Genomic DNA, 19784 nt, shown 5'->3' on the forward strand with positions numbered 1-19784 from the left:
AATAGCTATTCGTAAAGATCCTTAATATCAGCATTGCACAAATCATAAATCAAATTACCAAATCTTAGGGATACATCTTTAAAGAACTGCTCACCCTTTTCCCTGGTGGCAAATTCAGGATTCCCCACACCGGTGTCTTCACTTATTTCTGACCATTTTCGTTCTGCCCATACCCAACCCTCAGTAAATGCCTTTATCTTAAATTTTTTGGAATTACCGGAGCCCCATTTATCCTTAGGCAACACCAATTCAGGTTTTAGATATAACATAAGACTTGTCTCCATTTCTTCTGCATGATCACCTTCTTTTTCAAAGTAGTCCGATCTGTTCATGGCCTGAAACCAATTGGAGAAACAAATAAACATATCAGGATATTTTAGTCCTAATTCTCTAACCAAAGGCTTAAAATTATTTCCTCCATGACTGTTAAATATTAATAGTTTTTTAATTCCCTGTCTATTTAAGGTTTCTATAATGTCGTTCAAGATAGCCAGCTGCGTTGTGGGATAAATATTTATATCCAGATAGATATCAGATTGTCCCGTATTTACACCAAACGGAATCGTGGGCAATACAATTGGTTTTGCACCCTTTTCCCAAGCGATTTTGGCCGAAGCAGCTGCAAGATAATCAGCTTCATAAATATCTGTGGCATATGGTAAATGATAATTGTGTGCTTCTGTAGCTCCCCAGGGTAGAATTGCCATATCAAAATCTTCAACTTTGTTAGCTTCCCAATTAGATTCAGCAAGTATGTATGGTCTTATCTCCATATTCAATTTTTATAAAACTGCTTTAGCAGTTAATGATTCTCCTTCTATATAAGTAAAATAAACACCCCCCAGTATTGTAATAACAAAATACATTGCTACTATATAACTTCCGCCAGAAAGCTGCACATTAATGCCAAACCAATCTCCTGTAATAAAAATGAGAAAAAGGCCAAGTATGCCTCGAGATAGCTCTATCCACACAGCATTTTTGCTTCTATCCATGAGTGTGGTATAGCCATATATTCCAAGAAATACAAAGGCTCCGAATATGATTAGACCATTAAACCCAATTTCCGTATAGTTATAAAACATAAATAGTAATAAAATCAAAGTAGCTAACATTTGAAAAATTGCGTAGCCTTTAAAAGCAAGAGAAGCCTTAGTATTATACCTTCTAAAATGATATACATCCTGAATAACACTTACCGGATATTTCTCTTTTACATCAGCCGGCCTCCAACCTGTAGGCATAAACCAAATCCTTACTTTATCCCAATAGCTGTTGGTACGCCAGGCGTCTTTAATTAAACGACAGATATGCTGGAAATTAATAAGCAATGGATTCCAGGTACGTGCGGGCTTCAAAATTCCGTATTGTGGAGGCACCTCGGCAAGTTCTTCCTGAAAAGTTCCAAACATACGGTCCCATATGCATAATACCTGACCAAGGTTTTTATCTATATATTCCGGATTTATTGCATGATGAACCCTATGCTGGGAGGGTGTAACAATTATATATTCTAACCAACCCATTTTTCCTATGTGCTGAGTATGATACCAAAATTGAGCAAAAAGATGTATGGGTGCCAGAATAGCTATAACCTTTGAAGGAACACCCAGAAGTGCTGCAGGAAGCAATAAAAGAGGAAAATAGCCAATTAAATTAGAAACTGACTGGCGCAAGGCACATGCCAAATTAAATTCTTCACTACTGTGGTGAATAACGTGTTGATTCCAAAAAAAATTAATATGATGGCTTAGCCGGTGATTCCAATAACCGGCAAAATCAATTACAATAAATGCAATAACCCAAACTAACCAACTGGCTTTAATTTCTGTCAGGGCAAGGTTTTCCAGCAAATAGGGATAACTAACAATTATGATTCCCAGGCCAAGAGTATCCTTTAATATATTAGTCAGGCCAGAACTGATACTGCTAACTGTGTCAAGAACCTTATACTTCTGATTTTTTACAAAGTAACCATAGAGTATTTCTATACCCAATAAAAAAATAAAAAAAGGAATGGCATAAAGGAGTGCAGTTGCGTAAGATTCCATTTAAAAATATATGCTTCACTCAAAGATAGAAAAATTCAGCAATTAACGATTAGGGTAAAATTAATTGGTAGTGTTTGCTATTTGAAAGGACCAACCATTATATGTGCTCTATGGGTTCCGGGATCCATCAACCATGGCATTCCGGGCGCGTGAGGTTTACTGGGTAGCCCTGTAGATTCAGTTGTGGCGAATGGTGTATATATTACATATCGAAACTTGCCGTCTTTTAAATCACCGGTAGTTTTATCATAATTCTCATCTGTACCATAAAATATGTACATCATGCTGGGTTCTTCGGGCATTTTTAGCTTACCCGAAGCTACTTCCTCACCTCTGATTGCTCTTTTTTCTTTAAAGTTTTTACCCTGGGCGGTAAGTTCTCGGCATTTGCTTTGTCTTCATCAGGTGCCGGTAAGACCGCCGTTTTTATTTGAATCTCCACGGGGAGAATTTTTACTGATTTTTCCTGTGCCAAAACAATCCCTGAAATAAACAGGAAACAGGCAAATAAAGAAGTTCTCATATGTCTTTGTTTTATTTTAAAGGTAACGATCTGATAGGATATGTTCAAAAAAATAATCCTTAAATCATTGATTGACGAAGCCCTCTAATTTAAATACCCGGATACTAATTACACTCTAAGTCGTATACATCAGTTTCATCCTTGGTCCACTGAGCCGGTATATTTGCAATTTGTGTTGAATTTACCTTAATACAATCCAAGGGATTATTTTCTATGGAAAAGGTGTTTAACTGAATAAGACTGGGAATATTGGAAATATCTATAGCCTGCAATGAATTATTAGCCAGACTTAATTGTTGTAATGCTGGATTCCCTGAAATATCCAGCTGTGTAAGTGCATTGTTTTCCATATTTATCTTTTCTAAATTACTCAGATCAGATACGTTAAGCCTTGTAAGATTATTATCATTGGCATATACAAATTTTAAATTGGAGTTTTCAGAAACATTCAAAGTAGTAAGAATATTTTCCTTTGCCCAAAGACCTTCTAAGGCAGTAAAGTCTGCTATTCCGGATAAACTGCTAATGTCCTTATTCTCGATAACCAGGTCTTTTACATTTTCAATTGCACTTGTAAGTACAGAACCATCTTCCACATCATCAAATTTTAGTTCTATCAGTGCCCTTTCAAACATAATATCAGGAATATCTGTCCTGGGTTTCGTAACCTGAATATCGATAATCTCGTTATTATTGTTATCCGAAGAACAACCAATTACGAGCTGTAAAAATATCAAGGCGAATACATATAATTCTTTTCTCATTATTTATTTTCTTTTTCAATGCATATCATAAAGCCTTAAAAACCAGGCAGTAAAGTATTAATTATAAAAATACATTAATTTTATTACTCCAAATTACTAAGACTTTTTTCTAGCGTTAAGATCTTTGCCTTTGCATCTGCTGCTTTCTTTTTTTCCATGGCAACGACAGTCTCCGGGGCATTCTTCACAAACCTCTCATTTGCCAATTTCTTGTTTACAGATTGTAAAAACCCTTTAGTATAAGACAGTTCTTCTTTGATCTTCTTAATTTCAGCATCTATATCCAGCATTCCCGCAACGGGGATAAAATATTCATTACTTCTTACTCTAAATGAAAGTGCCCCGTCAACAGCCTTAGTAACGGTATTGATTTGCCCTACATTTGCAAGTTTTTTAATAATAACATCCCAGTCTTCACTTATACCTTCCTTATTCAGAACCGAAAGATCCAAAGATTCTTTTAATGGAATATTCTTTTCCTTGCGGATATTTCGGATACCCGATATTACCTCAGCCGTATATTCAAATGCTTTAATTTGATCAGGATCAAAACTTTCTAATTTCGGCCAGGAAGAGATGACAAGAGCCTCGGATGGTTTACGATCTGAAATACGCTGCCATATTTCTTCAGATAGGAAAGGCATAAATGGGTGCAGTAGTTTTAAATTGTTCTCAAATAAACCTATGATTGCAGTATAACTCTTTTTATCAATTGGCTGCTGATAGGCCGGCTTTACAATTTCTAGTAGCCATGAACAAAAATCATCCCAAACCAACTTGTATATGGTCATTAAAGCTTCAGATATGCGATATTTACTAAAATGGTCCTCAATCTCCGTAAGCACCTGATTGAACCTGGCTGTATACCATTCAATCCCTTTCAAAGAAGATTCGGGTTGCGGTAGTTCGGCAATTTCCCAACCCTTTACAAGTCGAAATGCATTCCATATTTTATTGGCAAAGTTCTTACCCTGCTGGCAAAGCGCTTCATCAAACAATAAGTCATTCCCAGCCGCAGAACTAAGTAATAAACCAACTCGCACCGCATCTGCTCCAAAATTTGATATTAATTTAAGTGCATCAGGAGAATTACCCAATGATTTAGACATTTTACGTCGTTCTTTATCACGTACCAACCCGGTTAGATAGACATTGTCAAATGGTCTTTCTCCTCTAAATTCATACCCGGCAACGATCATCCTGGCTACCCAAAAAAACAAAATATCGGGTGCAGTAACCAGATCACTTGTTGGATAATAATAATTAACCTCCTCATTCTCCGGGTCCATGATTCCACCAAAAACACTAATTGGCCATAACCAGGAAGAAAACCAGGTGTCCAGTACGTCTTCATCTTGTTTTAAATCCTTTACGGTTAGCCCGGGATTCCCGGATTTATCTTTTGCTTTGACCAATGCATCCTCTATTGATGCTGCTACTACAAAATCGTTTTCGCCATCTCCATAATAATACGCGGGTATTCTTTGTCCCCACCACAGTTGACGCGAAATATTCCAGTCCCGGATATTTTCCATCCAGTGACGATATGTGTTTTCAAATTTTCTTGGAAAAAATTTCACTTCCCTGGTTTCCAGAACAGCGGAAAGGGCGGGCTTGGCTAAATTTTCCATTTTAAGGAACCATTGATCTGAAAGCCTTGGTTCTATAACAACTTTTGTTCTTTCAGAAGTTCCTACTTTATTTACATATGGTTCCACCTTCGTTAAAAACCCTTTTTCTTTTAATTCTTTGACAATTGCTTTTCGCGCTTCAAACCTGTCCATTCCTTCATAATGCAATCCGAATGAATTCAAGGATGCATCGTCATTAAAAATATCAATAGTTTCCAGTTGATGTTTTTCTCCAAGAAGCTTGTCATTTTCGTCATGTGCGGGTGTAACTTTTAGACAACCAGTTCCAAATTCCATAGTAACATAGTCATCTTCAATTATTGGAATTACCCTGTTGCATATAGGTACGATTGCCTTTTTACCTTTTAAACTGTGGAAACGCTCATCATTTGGATTAATACATATGGCGGTATCACCAAGAATGGTTTCAGGACGTGTAGTTGCAATGGTTACCTTATCATCGGAACCTTCAATGGAATAAGCAAGGTAATATAATTCGCCACTGCGCTCTTCATATATTACCTCTTCATCTGATAATGTTGTTTTTGCCTGGGGGTCCCAGTTCACCATTCGATATCCACGATAAATCAGCCCTTTCTCATATAATTCAATAAAAACTTTGATTACTGAGGCAGACATATCGTCATCCATCGTAAATTTTGTGCGATCCCAGTCACAAGAACACCCCAATTTTTTTAACTGCTCTAAAATTACGCCCCCGTATTCATGTGTCCATTCCCACGCATGCTCTAAGAAATCTTCTCTTGAAATATCCTTTTTACCAATTCCCTGTTCCTTAAGCTTGGCTACCACTTTGGCCTCCGTTGCAATAGAAGCATGATCTGTTCCCGGTACCCAGCACGCGTTCAGACCAAGAAGGCGCGCTCTTCTAACCAGGACATCCTGAATAGTATTGTTCAACATATGACCCATATGCAGAATCCCTGTGACATTTGGCGGTGGTATAACAATGGTATAGGGCTCCCTATCATCGGGTGTTGAATGAAAGTATTTATTCTCCATCCAATAGTTATACCAATGGTCTTCTACTATCTGCGGCTCATATTTTGATGGAATATCCATAATTTCGGTATAGTTTTTGTTATAACAATCCGGGTATCAAAAAATGATTATCACTTAAAATGTTAAACTTGCGATAATCATTTTAATATTTACCTGATTGGAAATACGAAACAAAAATAAGTAACGTTAGTAGATAACAAAAGAATTTTGGATGTTGATACTAAAACATTTACATTTGAGATTCACCCAAAACCAAAAAGTAATGAAAAAAATAGTATTAGTATTATTTGTAGGCCTACTTGCATTAAGTGTAAACGCCCAGGATAAAGCTGCTAAGATTGAATTTAAAACAGAAACCGTTGATTATGGTGTGATCGAAAAAGGTAGCGATGGCGTTCGAGTATTTGAATTCACAAACACAGGAACAGCGCCTTTAATTATTAGTAAGGTAAGTTCTAGTTGTGGCTGTACTATTCCTAAAAAACCTGAAGAAGCAATTTTACCGGGTAAAACAGGAGAAATTCAAGTTAAATATGACACTAAGCGTGTTGGACCTATTAGAAAGGCTATAACAGTAATATCCAACGCTGATACGCCTACCAAAGTATTAAAAATTAAAGGCGAAGTAAAAAGCGTGGACGGTAAATAGAAAAATCCACTTGCTTATAAAAATTAAAAACCGGAATGAAAATTCCGGTTTTTTTATTTAAATGCCTTTTTGAGCACAAAAGAAAATAGTAAATCCTTATTATATCTCTCTATCAGTACCTTTACCCGTTTACCTTCCTTTTCATTGAGCATTTTCATCACTTCCTGAAGTTTATAGCTATGTATACGCTTTCCGTTTACAGCTAAAATAATATCACCCTCCTGTAAACCGGCCACTTCCGCCGGACTACCAGCTCTGATTCCGGAAACAATTATCTCGGGTACCAAACTAAGTCGGGTTTGATTTTCCATAAGGATCTGAACATCTCCAAAGGTCCTATTACTATTTAAAACAAAGCCTCTACTATCTGCAATCCGATCTGCAATATATCTTACCCCATTATGCTGCAATTGCAAACCGCTCATATTGTATTGGAAAGGAGCACTGAAATGCCTATTTTTCTTTAAGGTAATTTGTTTTGCAGGATAGTTAAAAACAATATTAAAACGTTTAAGAATTGCACCACCAATACTACCGTTTCTATTCCCGGTAACTACCGATGTACTAAAAGTCTCCATGTCCGGAAATGCCGCTTTTGCGTCCTTTAAAGCAAACTCCCCTAAATTAATTGAATTTACCTTAGTGCGTTTACCAAAAATGCTTCCATTTAAACCTTCACCTAAAAAATCCTGATAGTTTTGTTCGGGAATCCCAAGGCCTTTTTCCTCGTCCTGGAAAAGCCAAATGGCATCACTGCTGCCTGTATCAATTAAAAGTTTAACCGGTACATCTTTTGCCGTGCTTAAACCAACATTTCCGTCAATATATGCCTTGTTTCGTCTTAGAGCTATTGGTAATGTCTGCGATTTCTTATTCTCTTTCTCTTTATAAAATTCGGGATCATGAAATTTAATATATTCCGCACTATAATTAATTTCAACAACAAAATCTCTAAAGAGGTCATACCCAATAATTCCATGAATAGGAATTCCGAGACTTGGAGAGAAATTCATTTCCTTATCCAGTACTACATATAATAATTGATTGTAATTTCTGATATCGTTTAATTGGAAAAAATTATTCTTTGAACTTAATCCTTTGATAGGATCCCCACCCCCAAGACCTCTAATTGTGATTTCCGAAACATTCTTTAATTGAATTGAATCCTGGTCCGAAACATTAAAAAGAATAGGTTTACTTACCCCTGAATCTAAGATAAAGGACAATTTCGCCCCATTAACTTCAATAGGTATTATTATAAGATTATTGATTAAGTTAAATTTTACCTTTTCAAATTTCTTCCCTTTGGGCAAATTAAATCCTTGCGATAAACCATAGAATGGAATACACAGGATTAACAATAAAATAAACTTTAAAAAGGTACGCAACTTGCTAATAATTAGTTCGATGTCAATTAAAGATATCAAATAATAGCCAAACTTTATAATACTTTAACATTACCTTAGATGAACGGATAATAATAACTTTTATGTTGTTTTGTCCACAATGATTTCCCATTTTTGTTAAAACTTACAACTTTATGCCAGCTATCTCAAAGAAGGGTCAATTAATGCCGGAATCTCCTATCAGGAAATTGGTTCCCTATGCGGAAGACGCGAAAAATCGGGGTATTGAAGTAATACACTTAAATATTGGCCAACCAGATATTAAAACCCCAAAACAAGCTTTAGATGCTGTCAAAAACAATACCATTGAAGTTTTAGCTTACAGCCGGACAGAAGGGTCGGAAATCTATAGAAAGAAATTAAGCAACTATTACGAAAAGCAAAAAATACATGTCACACATAACGATATTTTAGTAACAACAGGGGGTTCAGAAGCTCTTTCTTTTACCATGGGCAGCATTGCTGATCCAGGCGATGAAATAATAATTCCTGAACCATTTTATGCAAATTACAATGGTTTTGCTACAGCAATGGGTATAACGGTTACTCCTGTTCTTGCCAGTATTGAAAATAATTTTGCTCTCCCACCTATTGAAGAATTTGAAAAGCTCATTACAAATAAGACCAGGGCAATTCTCATTTGCAATCCCGGAAATCCAACCGGCTATTTATACAACAAAACGGAAATTCAGAAACTGGCATTATTGGTAAAAAAATACAACCTTTTTCTGGTGGCAGATGAAGTATACAGGGAATTCACCTACGATGGCAAAGAGCACTATTCTATCTTAAGGGAAAAGGATATAGAAGAAAACGCCATCGTCGTAGATTCGGTTTCAAAGAGATACAGTATGTGCGGCGCAAGAATAGGTTGTCTTGTATCTAAAAACAAACAAGTTATAACGACCGCATTAAAATTTGCTCAAGCCAGGCTCTCTCCTCCAACATATGCCCAAATTGCCAGTGAAGCTGCTTTAGAAACGCCGCAGGAGTACTTTAAAGAAGTCATAGAAGAATATGTAGAAAGGCGCGATCTCCTTTTAGAGGAATTGGATAAAATAGAGGGAGTGATAGTAGGCAGACCTCACGGGGCCTTTTACTGTATAGCGCAATTGCCAATAGAAGACGCCGATCATTTTGCCCAATGGCTTCTGGAGAAATACCATTTAAACGGCGAAACCGTCATGGTTGCCCCGGCTGCCGGATTTTACGCAACCGAAGGAATGGGCAAGAATCAGATACGCATTGCTTATGTTCTCAAAAAGGAGCGTTTGATAAAAGCGGTACAAATATTAAAAGAAGCACTTAAAACCTACCAGGCTTTGTGAAAATACAGCAGAATATATCCTTAAAATCGTATAACACTTTTGGCATTGAAGCTCTTGCACGTTATTTCGTTGAAATAACTACAGTTCAGGATCTTAGGGAAGTACTTCAAAAAGAAAATTACCCGGATAAAATTGTGCTAAGTGGCGGAAGTAATATCTTAATTACCAATGATTTAAATGCATTAGTAATCCATATCAATATCAAAGGGATTTCAATACTTTCAGAAGATGAACACAGCGTAGTCCTAAAGGTAATGGCCGGCGAAAACTGGCATGATTTAGTAATTTGGACAATTGATCACGATTACGGCGGTTTGGAAAATTTATCTCTGATTCCCGGAAATGTCGGCACCTCACCAATACAAAATATTGGCGCATATGGTGTTGAACTAAAAGATTCCTTTGTAAGCTGCGAAGCCATGGACGTTAGCACACAGAAACTCACCACCTTTTCAAAATCTGACTGCCAGTTTGGCTATAGAGATTCAATTTTCAAAAATTCGGGAAAGGGTAAATATATAATTACATCGGTCAATTTAAAACTCAATAAACCACCACATAAACCAAATACCTCATATGGTGCAATTGAATCCGAATTGAAAGGAAAAAACATTGAACACCCTACAATCAGGGATGTCTCAGATGCTGTAATTGCAATTCGCCGGAGGAAACTCCCAGACCCAATTAAACTAGGCAACAGTGGAAGCTTCTTTAAAAATCCGGTAATTGCAAAAGATAAGTTTGCTACTTTTTTAAATAATAATCCGGAGGCACCCTTTTATCAGATTTCTGAAAGTTCTTATAAAATTCCGGCGGCATGGCTTATTGAGCAATGTGGATTTAAAGGAAAAAGATTTAGTGATGCAGGAGTGCATAAGAATCAGGCTTTGGTTTTAGTAAACTATGGAGGTGCAAGCGGACAGGAATTGCTGCAATTGGCGAAAAAAATACAGCAAGCGGTATTAGAGCGATTTAGCATCAGCATTAACCCTGAAGTAAATATAATCGGTTAAAAAGAATAGCAAATGTCATAAAATAACCCCTGAGAAAGTATTCTCAGGGGTTATACCAAACCAAACTAACCAAAAATAAAATGTACAATAACCAGTTGCACATTTATCTAATTAAAATTGAGAAAACGCTTACTTAACAATCAATTTTATAATTTAGCGTTTACACTATATACGGCGCGGAATATTGTTTTGGATGCTTTCCTGGCTAATTATTTGTTGTCGTTAATCTAATATGAGTACACTACTTGAAAAACATATTGTTGAATTATTGCAAGAACGCAATGATAAGGCCATTTCATTGCTTTATGAGCATTATGGTGATACGTTATATGGGGTTGCTTTTAAGGTAGTCAGAGATTCAGAACTGGCACAAGATGTTTTGCAGGAGAGCTTTGTGAAGATCTGGAAAAAATCTGACTCCTATGATTCATCGAAAGCCAAATTATTTACCTGGCTCTTCAGAATTACGCGAAACACAGCTATTGACAAGCTACGTAGTGTAAACACCAAATCTGATAAAGAAATCCAAATTGATGTTTCGGACGTATATAATCTAGGTATAGAAAGTATCAAACCCGAGTTCATGGACGTAAAAGAGAACTTGGAGAAGATAGAACATAAATATCATGTAGTGTTGGATGCCCTGTTTTTTCAGGGAATGACACAGCAGGAAGCTAGTGATGAACTAAATATTCCGTTGGGTACTATAAAATCCAGGTTAAAAATTGGATTAAGAGAACTCAAAAAGATTTATGGAAACTCTATGATATTTTTGCCCCTATTAATTTTAATGTCATGAAAGAAAAAATACGAATATTTTTAGATACTGATTTGCTTGAAAAGTATCTTCTGGGAACTACCTCTCCTGAAGAAACTATGCAGGTGGAGCGATATATAGCCATGTATCCAACTGTTAGAAAAACCTACAATGAGTTGCAGGAGAATCTCGAAACATTTGCAAAATTGCATGCTCTTAAAACTCCGGAAGGTCTTAAAGCCAAGATTCTTAATAGAATTAAAGCCCAGAATACAGGTAGAAGGAAATTTCAAAGATATGCTGTTGCCGCAAGTATAGCCGCGCTGCTTTTCGCAGGATCATCTTATTTCTTTTGGAATCAAAACCAAAATTTACAGGATGAAAACGTGATCGTAAATAATAGGATCAGAACATTGGAGGAGGATATGAAAGAGCAACTGGAAGATGTTAGAAACCAGTTTATTGTTCTGAATAATCCTCAAACCAAAAAGTATGCGGTTAATGGAAACAAAAAGGCCAAGGAATTAAAAGCTGTGGCCTACATTAATCCTGTTAAAAAGCTATCCTATATCAATGTAAGGAATTTGCCTAATTTACCTGACAACCAGTGCTATCAGATGTGGGCTGAAGTTAATGGTAAAATGGTGAATCTGGGGGTAATAAAAAATGTTGATGATAAAGATCGACTCAGACCCCTACCCTATGCAGAAAATGCCGTTAGTTACATTACTATAGAGCCTCAAGGTGGAAATGACTCTCCTACAGTTAAGAATATTGTAGCCAATATCTCTTATTAAGAAACAATTATTTACTAGATCATATAAGCCCCTTGCTGGGGCTTTATTTTTGTATCTTTGTACAAATTTTTTTTATGAAGTTGATTTTACTTACCATTGGTCTGCTTGCCTTAGCATTTGCTGGTATTGCAATTAAAATATGGTCTAAAAAAGATGGCAAGTTTGCCGGCACTTGCGCCAGTCAAAATCCTTATCTCAACAGTAATGGCGATGCCTGTGGCTATTGTGGTAAACTTCCCAATGAGCAGGATTGCAAAAAAGAAGAGGTCACCTCTAAGTCATTATAGCACACTTTAGGGTTAGATTTTTAAATAACAGGGTTTGGACAAAACTGACGAAACACTCAAAAGTACTATCGAAAGGGCTAAAGCAGGCAATCAGATTGCTTTTAGTAATTTACTTGATAAATTCTGGAATGATGTATATGGTTTTCAACTGATACGTACTAAAAATGAAAACGATGCAGAGGATATAACCATACAAACCTTTTCCAGGGCTTTTGACAAATTAGATACCTATGATCCAGCGTATGAGTTCAAAACATGGTTAATTACTATTTCTAAAAATTTGCATGTAGACCTCATAAGAAAAAGAAAAAGGAATGTTCTTGATGTCACAGAAAGTGGTAATAGTGAGGCTATAAAAAAGGTTCTTGATGATGCTCCAACCGCTGAAGATCAATTAATTACAGATCAAAATCTTGCAAAACTTCTTCAAAATATTAAACAACTAAAGCCTCATTATCAAAAAGTTATTAATCTTCGGTATTTTAATGAACTATCCTATTTGGAAATTGCCAAAGAACTAGATGAACCAGTTAATAATGTTAAAGTAAAATTACTCAGGGCAAAAAAGTTATTAGCAGAGATAATCAAAAGTAACAGCTAGTTTTATTGCATCACGTTTTAATAAAAAAGTTGAACACCTGACTAATTACTTTTGTTTTTCTATTTGATCGTATATTTGCTAAAAATTTTCTATGAGCGTTGAAACTATTTCCCAAGTACAACCCCCAAAAGGCAAACCAAAATGGTTAAGAGTTAAATTGCCAACAGGGAAAAAATACACTCAACTAAGAAGTTTGGTTGATAAGTACGATTTGCATACTATATGCACTTCCGGAAGTTGCCCCAATATGGGGGAATGTTGGGGTGAGGGAACCGCCACTTTTATGATTTTAGGTAATATTTGTACCAGGTCCTGCGGGTTTTGCGGTGTTAAAACCGGCCGGCCAGAAAATGTGGATTGGGAAGAACCGGAGAAAGTGGCGCGATCCATAAAGATTATGGGAATTAAGCATGCTGTAATTACTTCCGTAGATCGGGATGATCTTAAAGATATGGGGTCTATTATCTGGTCGGAAACAGTAAAGGCTATTAGAAGAATGAATCCGAATACCACCTTGGAAACCCTTATTCCAGATTTTCAGGGGCTTGGAATTCATTTGGATCGCATTATTGATGTTGCTCCTGAAGTTGTTTCCCATAATATGGAAACTGTAAAAAGACTTACCCGTGAAGTGAGGATACAAGCAAAATATGAGCGTAGCTTAAATGTACTTAGTTACTTGAAAGAACATGGTGTAAAACGCACTAAATCCGGAATTATGTTGGGGCTTGGAGAACGAGAATCTGAAGTTATTGAAACCATGGAAGACCTCAGAAATGCTAAGGTTGATGTGCTTACAATCGGGCAATACCTTCAGCCTTCTAAAAGACACTTGCCGGTAAAAGAGTTTATCGTACCTGAACAATTTACTAAATATGAGGAATTAGGTAAAAATATGGGATTCAGGCATGTTGAAAGTGGAGCTTTGGTTAGATCTTCCTATAAGGCACATAAACATATTCATTAAAATAGTATCTACCCTATATTATCTCAAGGTTTCTATATATGATATGTAGTTTTACCTGGAATTTCCACTTAAAAATTGTGCGTTTGGAAATGCCATTAATTGTTAAAAAAGCAGTGATTATTCGCTAAATAAATAATATTTTTAACAGAATTTCCTGAAATGAACTAAAAAACAGGGCTTTTTATAAGAAATAACCTATAGTTTCTGTTTAAACAAACAATAGTTGCTTATCCTGGACGTTTGAATTTACAGTAAGGTTTATTAAAAAATATAATAATTTTCGAAACATCAAAAAGTTAGGTAAATAGGTCAAAAATTTAATGTATTAACTTAACTATCCAGATTGATAAAAAGTGGTTTGAAATTACTTTTCCAACATATTAGAATTCTTAAGGTATTGCTCATATTTATGTGCTTGTCCTATACTCCTGTTGTCCTGGCCCAGGAGCGAACAAATCCGGTAGATGGTTTGGAAACTTTCTTTAATGAAACCAGAACCTACAAAAACCAGAACAAAATAAATCTTGCCCTAGAATCTCTGGACAAAGCTGCTGCTTTGGCAGAAGAAACAGAAGATGAAAAGGCCCTGGTAGATTGTTATCACAAATTTGCCCTGCTTTACATGGAAATGGACAAAAGAGAAACTACTCTTTTTTATTGGGATCGTGCGACAGTTCTGTTGAACGATCTGGAATATCCTTATGGCCATGCGGTTCATAAATTCATTGAGTCTATTTTACTCTACGACAGCGGCAACAACTTCCAGGCAATTTTCATGCTAAATGAATCTCAGCAGCTTACCAATGACCGTAATCTTCTCAACAACATATTGCTATTAGAGGCTAATATTTATCTAAGCATAGAAAAATATGACAGTGCCGCCTTAAACTTCAATTCTCTTGTAGTAAATAATGATGTTTTTGAAAAAGAATCCCTAATGGTAAAATCACATCTGGGTTTGGCCAGATTATATCTAAAAACTCAGGATTATGACGAGAGTATTAAAAATGGGACTAGCGCATTAGAAATTGCGGAGGCCAATGACTTTTCCAAAGAAGTATTTGAGGCTAATGAAATATTGGGACAAGCTTATGAAAAAAGCAAAAAGTATAATCTTTCTCTTATGCATAACAGAAATCTGTTAAATCTAAAGGATTCTGTTTTTACCATAGAAAAAGTTAAGGCCGAAGCGAAAACTGCGGATAGGATTCAATTTGAATTTATGTCTGAAGAAATTAAACGCCAGGATACCAAAATAGAGGAATTAAATGAATCCCGAAACAGATCTGAGATTACCGCGATCCTTACCTCAGCTTTTTTGACTATAATTTCATTATTGGCGGTATCGCTATTTAGGAATAATCAGATAAAGTTAAAGACCAATGATCTGTTACAAACTAAAAACAGGGAGCTTCAAACAGCCAGAGATGCCGCTGTTCAGGCTATGGAAGCTAAAACTAATTTTCTGTCTACAGTGAGTCATGAATTGAGAACCCCTCTTTATGCCGTTACAGGTTTGGCCCACTTATTATTGGAAGAGAATCCAACCGAGAGTCAAAAAGAACATCTGAAGTCTTTAAAATTTTCAGGGGATTACCTGCTTAATTTTATAAACGACATTCTGCAGATAAACAAAATAGACGCGGACAAATTGGAGCCTCTAAACATGGAGTTTAATTTGAAAAAGGTGCTTGCAGATGTTATAAGCTCATTGCAACAAAGTGCTAAGGAAAATAATACAAAAATTACCTTGGTTTATGATGAAGAAATTCCCAAGCATTTAATGAGCGACCCGCTTAAGTTATCGCAAATATTTATGAACCTTGTAGGTAATGCTTTAAAATTCACGAAGAATGGAGAAGTAAATGTCATAGCGAAACTTATGAAAAAGGAAGAAGAAGAGGTGACTATATATTTTGAAGTTAAAGATAATGGTATAGGCATTTCAAATGAACAACAACAGAATATCTTTGATAGCTTTGAACAGGGCTCAATTCAGATTAACAGGGAATATGGAGGCACCGGCCTTGGGCTTACCATCGTTAAGAGTCTTTTGGGGCTATTTGACAGTAAAATTCAGCTGCAAAGTACTTTGGGTCAGGGCAGTTCATTTTTCTTTGAACTTGATTTAAAAAGTAAAGACAGTGTCGTTGATGACATTGCATTTGAGATAGACCAAAAAGACTATGATTTAAATGGGTTGCATATTTTGGTTGTTGAGGACAACAAGATAAATCAGGTGATCACCAAAAAAATGTTGAATAAAAGAGGGATTAGTTGTGAGATTGCCAGTAATGGAAACACTGCTGTAGAAATGGCTAATACAAGTCAATATGATGGGATACTTATGGATATCCATATGCCCGGAATCAGCGGAGTTGAAGCAACAATTCAGATAAGAAAATTTGATACAGACACCCCAATTATAGCGCTCACTGCTATATCTCTGGATGACAGCTTAGAAAGTTTTTATGCAGCAGGATGTAATGATGTAGTTACTAAACCTTTTAAACCGGAAATATTCTATCAAAAAATTGGCGAAAATATCCTGGAACATAAATCAAAAAAATCAGTTACTTAAGTTCTCAAGTCTTTTTTTAAGGACTTCCTTCCCCTCCCCTAAAAATCTGTGTCGGACAGAAATATAGTAAAGGTTTTCTACCTTATCCTTCAAACGCATATAGTCCTTCTCAGTTGTAAGAACAAAAGGTCTGGAGTTAAAAAAATCAATCTCTTTCCCGGAAAAGTAATGGTGATCACTAAACTCCCGATGATCAAAACGAATTTCCTGACTTTTCAGGTATTCTATTAATGGTTTGGGGTAAGCAATTCCTGTTACAAGGGTAACTCCTTTATTCTTTAAATCGAGAATAGACAAATCCGCTTTTTCGCCTTTTAAACTTTTGTCGTACTCCAGGGTACAGAATAATACTTTCTGATTTATTTCAGGATTAAGCTCCTGGATGATCCTTAATTGGCATTCATTGTCGAGATCGGGTGGGCACTTGGTCACAACAATCAAATCTGCGCGCTTAGAAGCACTTTTACTGTCTCTTAAATTTCCCGTTGGCAAATACCAGTCTTTGGTATACAATTGGCCATATGACGTCAATAAAATGGAAAATGATGGTTTTACTTTTCTGTGCTGGTACGCGTCATCTAAAAGTATCAGATCCGGACGCAGGCTGGTTTCAAGTTGCTCAATCCCTTTAACCCTATCTGCTTCTACCGCAACTGCAACCTCAGGGAATTTAGAATATATCTGTAAGGGTTCATCTCCAATTTCTTCCGCAGTACTAGTAGGTTGTGCCAGGACATACCCTTTGGATTTTCTTTTGTAACCTCTGCTCAATACTGCCAGCTTTGAACCTCCGGATAAATGATTCAGAAGCCATTCTATCATAGGTGTTTTGCCTGTACCTCCAACGCTTAGGTTACCAACACATATGGTTGGCGTACTCATCTTAGCAGAAGTTAAAATTCCCGTATCATATAAAAGATTCCTAAAGTATACCGCAAAGGCATAGATTAAGGAAAATGGAAAGGCTAGAATTCTTAGCAGTTGCATAGCAACGAAAATATAATATTTTATCTTTGATGAGCGCAATTATCTAAAAACATCCGATTAAACTTTAACCATTTGAATTAGTTTTAAGTTGATAAAAATTGATGTTGATATGCATGGATGCAGCTATCTGAATAATATTTTAATTACCTGTAAGGCTTTGCAGAACGTCCCATCATTGCATGGGTCTAATTTTAACAGCTATAAATTTTAAATATGAAGGTTAAAAATGTTGCTGAAATACTTCAAGAATTGGCCCCTTTGGAATATGCTGAAGATTTTGATAATGTAGGGCTTTTGGTAGGTAATCAGGATATGGATGTTACCAATATTCTTGTTACCCTGGATTCGCTCGAAAATGTTATTGATGAAGCAATAAGCAAGTCATGCAATCTTATCATTAGTTTTCACCCTATATTATTTAAAGGAATAAAGAACCTTACGGGCTCTAATTATGTAGAACGCGCAATCATAAAAGCCATTAAAAATAATATTTCAATTTATTGCCTGCACACTGCACTGGATAATGCAATAGATGGTGTGAATGCAAAAATATGCGAAGTATTGGAAGTGAAACAAACAAGAATATTAATCCCGCAAAAGGGAACCATAAAAAAGTTAACTACATATATCCCCGAGACCCATGCCAAAGCCCTTTTAAATAATCTATTTGCAGCCGGGGCGGGAAGTATTGGAAATTATAGCGAATGTAGCTTTACTGTAGACGGGACAGGCAGCTATAAAGCAGGGAAGAATGCAAATCCGGTAAAGGGAAATAAGGGTGAACTACATTTAGAAAAAGAAACGCAGATCAATGTTACTTTTCCACGAAACAAAGAAAAAAGTGTTTTATCAGCTTTATTTGATAATCATCTATACGAGGAGGTAGCCTACGAAGTTAGTACTTTAGACAATGTTGATTCTCAAATTGGTATGGGAATGATTGGTGAATTAGAAGCTCCAATGGCTGAAAAGGATTTTCTCACTTTTATCAAAAATAAAATGAATGTATCGTGTATAAAACATTCAAGTTTTCTGGGTAAAAAAATTAAAAAGGTGGCAGTTTTAGGAGGCAGTGGGGCTTTCGCCATCAGTGCAGCTAAAAATTCGGGTGCAGACATATTTATTACTTCAGATGTAAAATATCATCAATTTTTTGAAGCTGAAAACAAAATTCTTATCGCAGATATAGGGCACTATGAAACTGAGCAGTTTACAAAAAATTTATTGGTAGACTATCTTACAAAAAAAATGCCTAATTTTGCAATCTCTTTATCAGAGAGTATTACAAATCCTATCAAGTATTATTAAATATGGCAACAAAAGCAGAAACAACCGTGGAGGAAAAATTAAGAGCATTATATGATTTGCAATTAATAGATTCCAGAGTTGATGAAATTAGAAATATACGTGGTGAATTACCCCTCGAAGTAGAAGATCTTGAAGATGAAGTACTTGGTTTAAAAACAAGGATGGATAAGTTAAAGACCGATTTGGAAACCATAAATTATGAAATCGGGGCGAAAAAGAATTTAATAGAAGAGGCCAAAGTACTGATAAAAAAATATGCTGATCAACAAAAAAATGTAAGAAACAGCAGAGAATTCAATTCGCTTGCGAAAGAAGTTGAATTTCAGGAATTGGAAATACAATTAGCCGAAAAGAACATCAAAGAATTTAAAGTTCAAATCGAGCAAAAAAAGGAAGTAATAAGTGAGACCAAAGAAAAACTTTCGGAACGTGAGGCCCACTTAAAACATAAGAAAAGTGAATTAGATGCGATTCTTGCCGAAACGGACAAGGAGGAAAAAGCACTATTGGCTAAATCTGAAAAATTTGAAAAGCAGATTGAAGACAGATTGGTGCAAGCTTATAAACGAATCCGAAATAATGTTAAAAACGGTCTGGCAGTAGTTCCAATTGAAAGAGGTGCTTCAGGTGGTTCATTCTTTACGATACCTCCACAGGTACAGGTAGAAATTGCTTCGAGAAAAAAGATAATTACAGATGAACATAGTGGGAGAATTCTTGTAGATCCTGTCTTGGCTGAAGAAGAACAGGAGAAGATGCACAAAATGTTTTCTAAAATCTGATAGAATTAAATATTTACTTGAAACCACCTGTAGTCAGGTGGTTTTTTTATTTTAGTACTATATATGTATATGTCAAGTCTAAGATTTATTGCGCTTTTAGTTTTAATGCTACAATTTAATGGGATGTCCGCACAGGAATTGGCGGAATTTAGGTGGAAAAACCGAGTTCTCCTTATAATAGATACGAATAATAATTTGCCTGTCAGAGATTTGCAGGTTAATAAGTTTGTTAGTCGGAATGACGAAATGGAGGAAAGAGATTTAGTTCTTTTAGTATGCACAGGCAAGGAAGTTTTAGATAAAGACGGTTTAAAAACCGATATTGATCC

The 19784-nt window shown here is 36.0% G+C and carries 20 protein-coding genes; 12 read left to right on the top strand and 8 right to left on the bottom strand.

All coding sequences use genetic code 11. The features are described from left to right. Nucleotides 1-5: 5 nt before the first annotated feature. The 6 genes from Q0X89_RS03980 to Q0X89_RS04005 all read right to left on the bottom strand — a co-directional run bounded on the left by Q0X89_RS03980 (nucleotide 6) and on the right by Q0X89_RS04005 (nucleotide 6052). Nucleotides 6-773 (bottom strand): creatininase family protein, encoded by a 768-nt coding sequence (locus tag Q0X89_RS03980; protein ID WP_297691357.1) that lies wholly within the window; start codon nucleotides 771-773, stop codon nucleotides 6-8. A 9-nt stretch (nucleotides 774-782) separates the two neighbouring features. Continuing rightward, nucleotides 783-2051, bottom strand: coding sequence for a sterol desaturase family protein (locus tag Q0X89_RS03985; protein ID WP_297691359.1), 1269 nt, complete (start codon nucleotides 2049-2051; stop codon nucleotides 783-785). Nucleotides 2052-2128: 77 nt separating this feature from the next. Continuing rightward, the gene (locus tag Q0X89_RS03990) at nucleotides 2129-2353 is read right to left on the bottom strand and encodes a hypothetical protein (RefSeq protein ID WP_297691361.1); all 225 of its coding nucleotides are present in this window, start codon (nucleotides 2351-2353) and stop codon (nucleotides 2129-2131) included. Between the two features lie 17 nt (nucleotides 2354-2370). Further along, a complete protein-coding gene (locus Q0X89_RS03995) occupies nucleotides 2371-2574 on the bottom strand; it encodes a hypothetical protein (RefSeq protein WP_297691363.1) in 204 nt (67 codons plus the stop codon). 104 nt (nucleotides 2575-2678) lie between these two features. Next, on the bottom strand, nucleotides 2679-3338 hold the full coding sequence (locus Q0X89_RS04000) for a hypothetical protein (RefSeq protein ID WP_297691365.1): 660 nt from the start codon (nucleotides 3336-3338) through the stop codon (nucleotides 2679-2681). Between the two features lie 83 nt (nucleotides 3339-3421). After that, nucleotides 3422-6052, bottom strand: a complete 2631-nt coding sequence (locus Q0X89_RS04005; RefSeq protein WP_297691367.1) for a valine--tRNA ligase — start codon at nucleotides 6050-6052, stop codon at nucleotides 3422-3424. Between the two features lie 202 nt (nucleotides 6053-6254). Here Q0X89_RS04005 and Q0X89_RS04010 point away from each other — a divergent pair, with 202 nt between their 5' ends. Beyond that, nucleotides 6255-6641 carry a DUF1573 domain-containing protein gene (locus tag Q0X89_RS04010; RefSeq protein WP_297691369.1) on the top strand — a complete coding sequence of 129 codons (387 nt, stop codon included), beginning with the start codon at nucleotides 6255-6257 and terminating at the stop codon, nucleotides 6639-6641. Nucleotides 6642-6694: 53 nt separating this feature from the next. On the opposite strand, the gene Q0X89_RS04015 is transcribed toward Q0X89_RS04010, so the two are convergent. Further along, entirely contained in the window at nucleotides 6695-8068 is a 1374-nt protein-coding gene (locus Q0X89_RS04015) for an aspartyl protease family protein (RefSeq protein ID WP_367176952.1), read from the bottom strand. A gap of 113 nt (nucleotides 8069-8181) precedes the next feature. Between Q0X89_RS04015 and Q0X89_RS04020 the strand changes: the two genes are divergently transcribed. From Q0X89_RS04020 to Q0X89_RS04055, 8 genes are all read left to right on the top strand, one after another. Next, entirely contained in the window at nucleotides 8182-9375 is a 1194-nt protein-coding gene (locus Q0X89_RS04020; RefSeq protein WP_297691373.1) for a pyridoxal phosphate-dependent aminotransferase, read from the top strand. Then, entirely contained in the window at nucleotides 9372-10388 is a 1017-nt protein-coding gene (gene murB, locus Q0X89_RS04025; RefSeq protein ID WP_297691375.1) for a UDP-N-acetylmuramate dehydrogenase, read from the top strand. The genes Q0X89_RS04020 and murB overlap by 4 nt, the downstream gene beginning before the upstream one ends. A 232-nt stretch (nucleotides 10389-10620) precedes the next feature. Further along, nucleotides 10621-11187 carry an RNA polymerase sigma factor gene (locus tag Q0X89_RS04030; RefSeq protein ID WP_297691377.1) on the top strand — a complete coding sequence of 189 codons (567 nt, stop codon included), beginning with the start codon at nucleotides 10621-10623 and terminating at the stop codon, nucleotides 11185-11187. Further along, nucleotides 11184-11942, top strand: coding sequence for an anti-sigma factor (locus tag Q0X89_RS04035; RefSeq protein WP_297691378.1), 759 nt, complete (start codon nucleotides 11184-11186; stop codon nucleotides 11940-11942). Before Q0X89_RS04030 ends, Q0X89_RS04035 begins: the two co-directional genes overlap by 4 nt. A 74-nt stretch (nucleotides 11943-12016) precedes the next feature. Next, nucleotides 12017-12229, top strand: coding sequence for a membrane or secreted protein (locus Q0X89_RS04040; protein ID WP_297691380.1), 213 nt, complete (start codon nucleotides 12017-12019; stop codon nucleotides 12227-12229). 34 nt (nucleotides 12230-12263) lie between these two features. Continuing rightward, nucleotides 12264-12830, top strand: a complete 567-nt coding sequence (locus tag Q0X89_RS04045; protein WP_297691383.1) for an RNA polymerase sigma factor — start codon at nucleotides 12264-12266, stop codon at nucleotides 12828-12830. Nucleotides 12831-12921: 91 nt separating this feature from the next. Then, a complete protein-coding gene (lipA, locus tag Q0X89_RS04050; protein WP_297691385.1) occupies nucleotides 12922-13797 on the top strand; it encodes a lipoyl synthase in 876 nt (291 codons plus the stop codon). A gap of 358 nt (nucleotides 13798-14155) precedes the next feature. Then, on the top strand, nucleotides 14156-16378 hold the full coding sequence (locus Q0X89_RS04055; protein ID WP_297691387.1) for a response regulator: 2223 nt from the start codon (nucleotides 14156-14158) through the stop codon (nucleotides 16376-16378). On the opposite strand, the gene lpxK is transcribed toward Q0X89_RS04055, so the two are convergent. Next, on the bottom strand, nucleotides 16367-17365 hold the full coding sequence (gene lpxK / locus Q0X89_RS04060; protein WP_297691389.1) for a tetraacyldisaccharide 4'-kinase: 999 nt from the start codon (nucleotides 17363-17365) through the stop codon (nucleotides 16367-16369). The two genes, Q0X89_RS04055 and lpxK, sit on opposite strands and share 12 nt — an antisense overlap. 213 nt (nucleotides 17366-17578) lie before the next feature. On the opposite strand from lpxK, the gene Q0X89_RS04065 reads away from it, so the two are divergent. The 3 genes from Q0X89_RS04065 to Q0X89_RS04075 form a co-directional block, all read left to right on the top strand. Further along, the gene (locus tag Q0X89_RS04065) at nucleotides 17579-18673 is read left to right on the top strand and encodes a Nif3-like dinuclear metal center hexameric protein (RefSeq protein ID WP_297691391.1); all 1095 of its coding nucleotides are present in this window, start codon (nucleotides 17579-17581) and stop codon (nucleotides 18671-18673) included. 2 nt (nucleotides 18674-18675) lie between these two features. Beyond that, the gene (locus Q0X89_RS04070; protein WP_297691393.1) at nucleotides 18676-19455 is read left to right on the top strand and encodes a C4-type zinc ribbon domain-containing protein; all 780 of its coding nucleotides are present in this window, start codon (nucleotides 18676-18678) and stop codon (nucleotides 19453-19455) included. Between the two features lie 69 nt (nucleotides 19456-19524). Beyond that, the coding region (locus tag Q0X89_RS04075; RefSeq protein ID WP_297691395.1) for a DUF4174 domain-containing protein at nucleotides 19525-19784 on the top strand (260 nt) is incomplete at its 3' end.

Origin of the sequence: uncultured Eudoraea sp., assembly GCF_947258525.1 — a bacterium.
Taxonomy (GTDB): Bacteria; Bacteroidota; Bacteroidia; order Flavobacteriales; family Flavobacteriaceae; genus Eudoraea.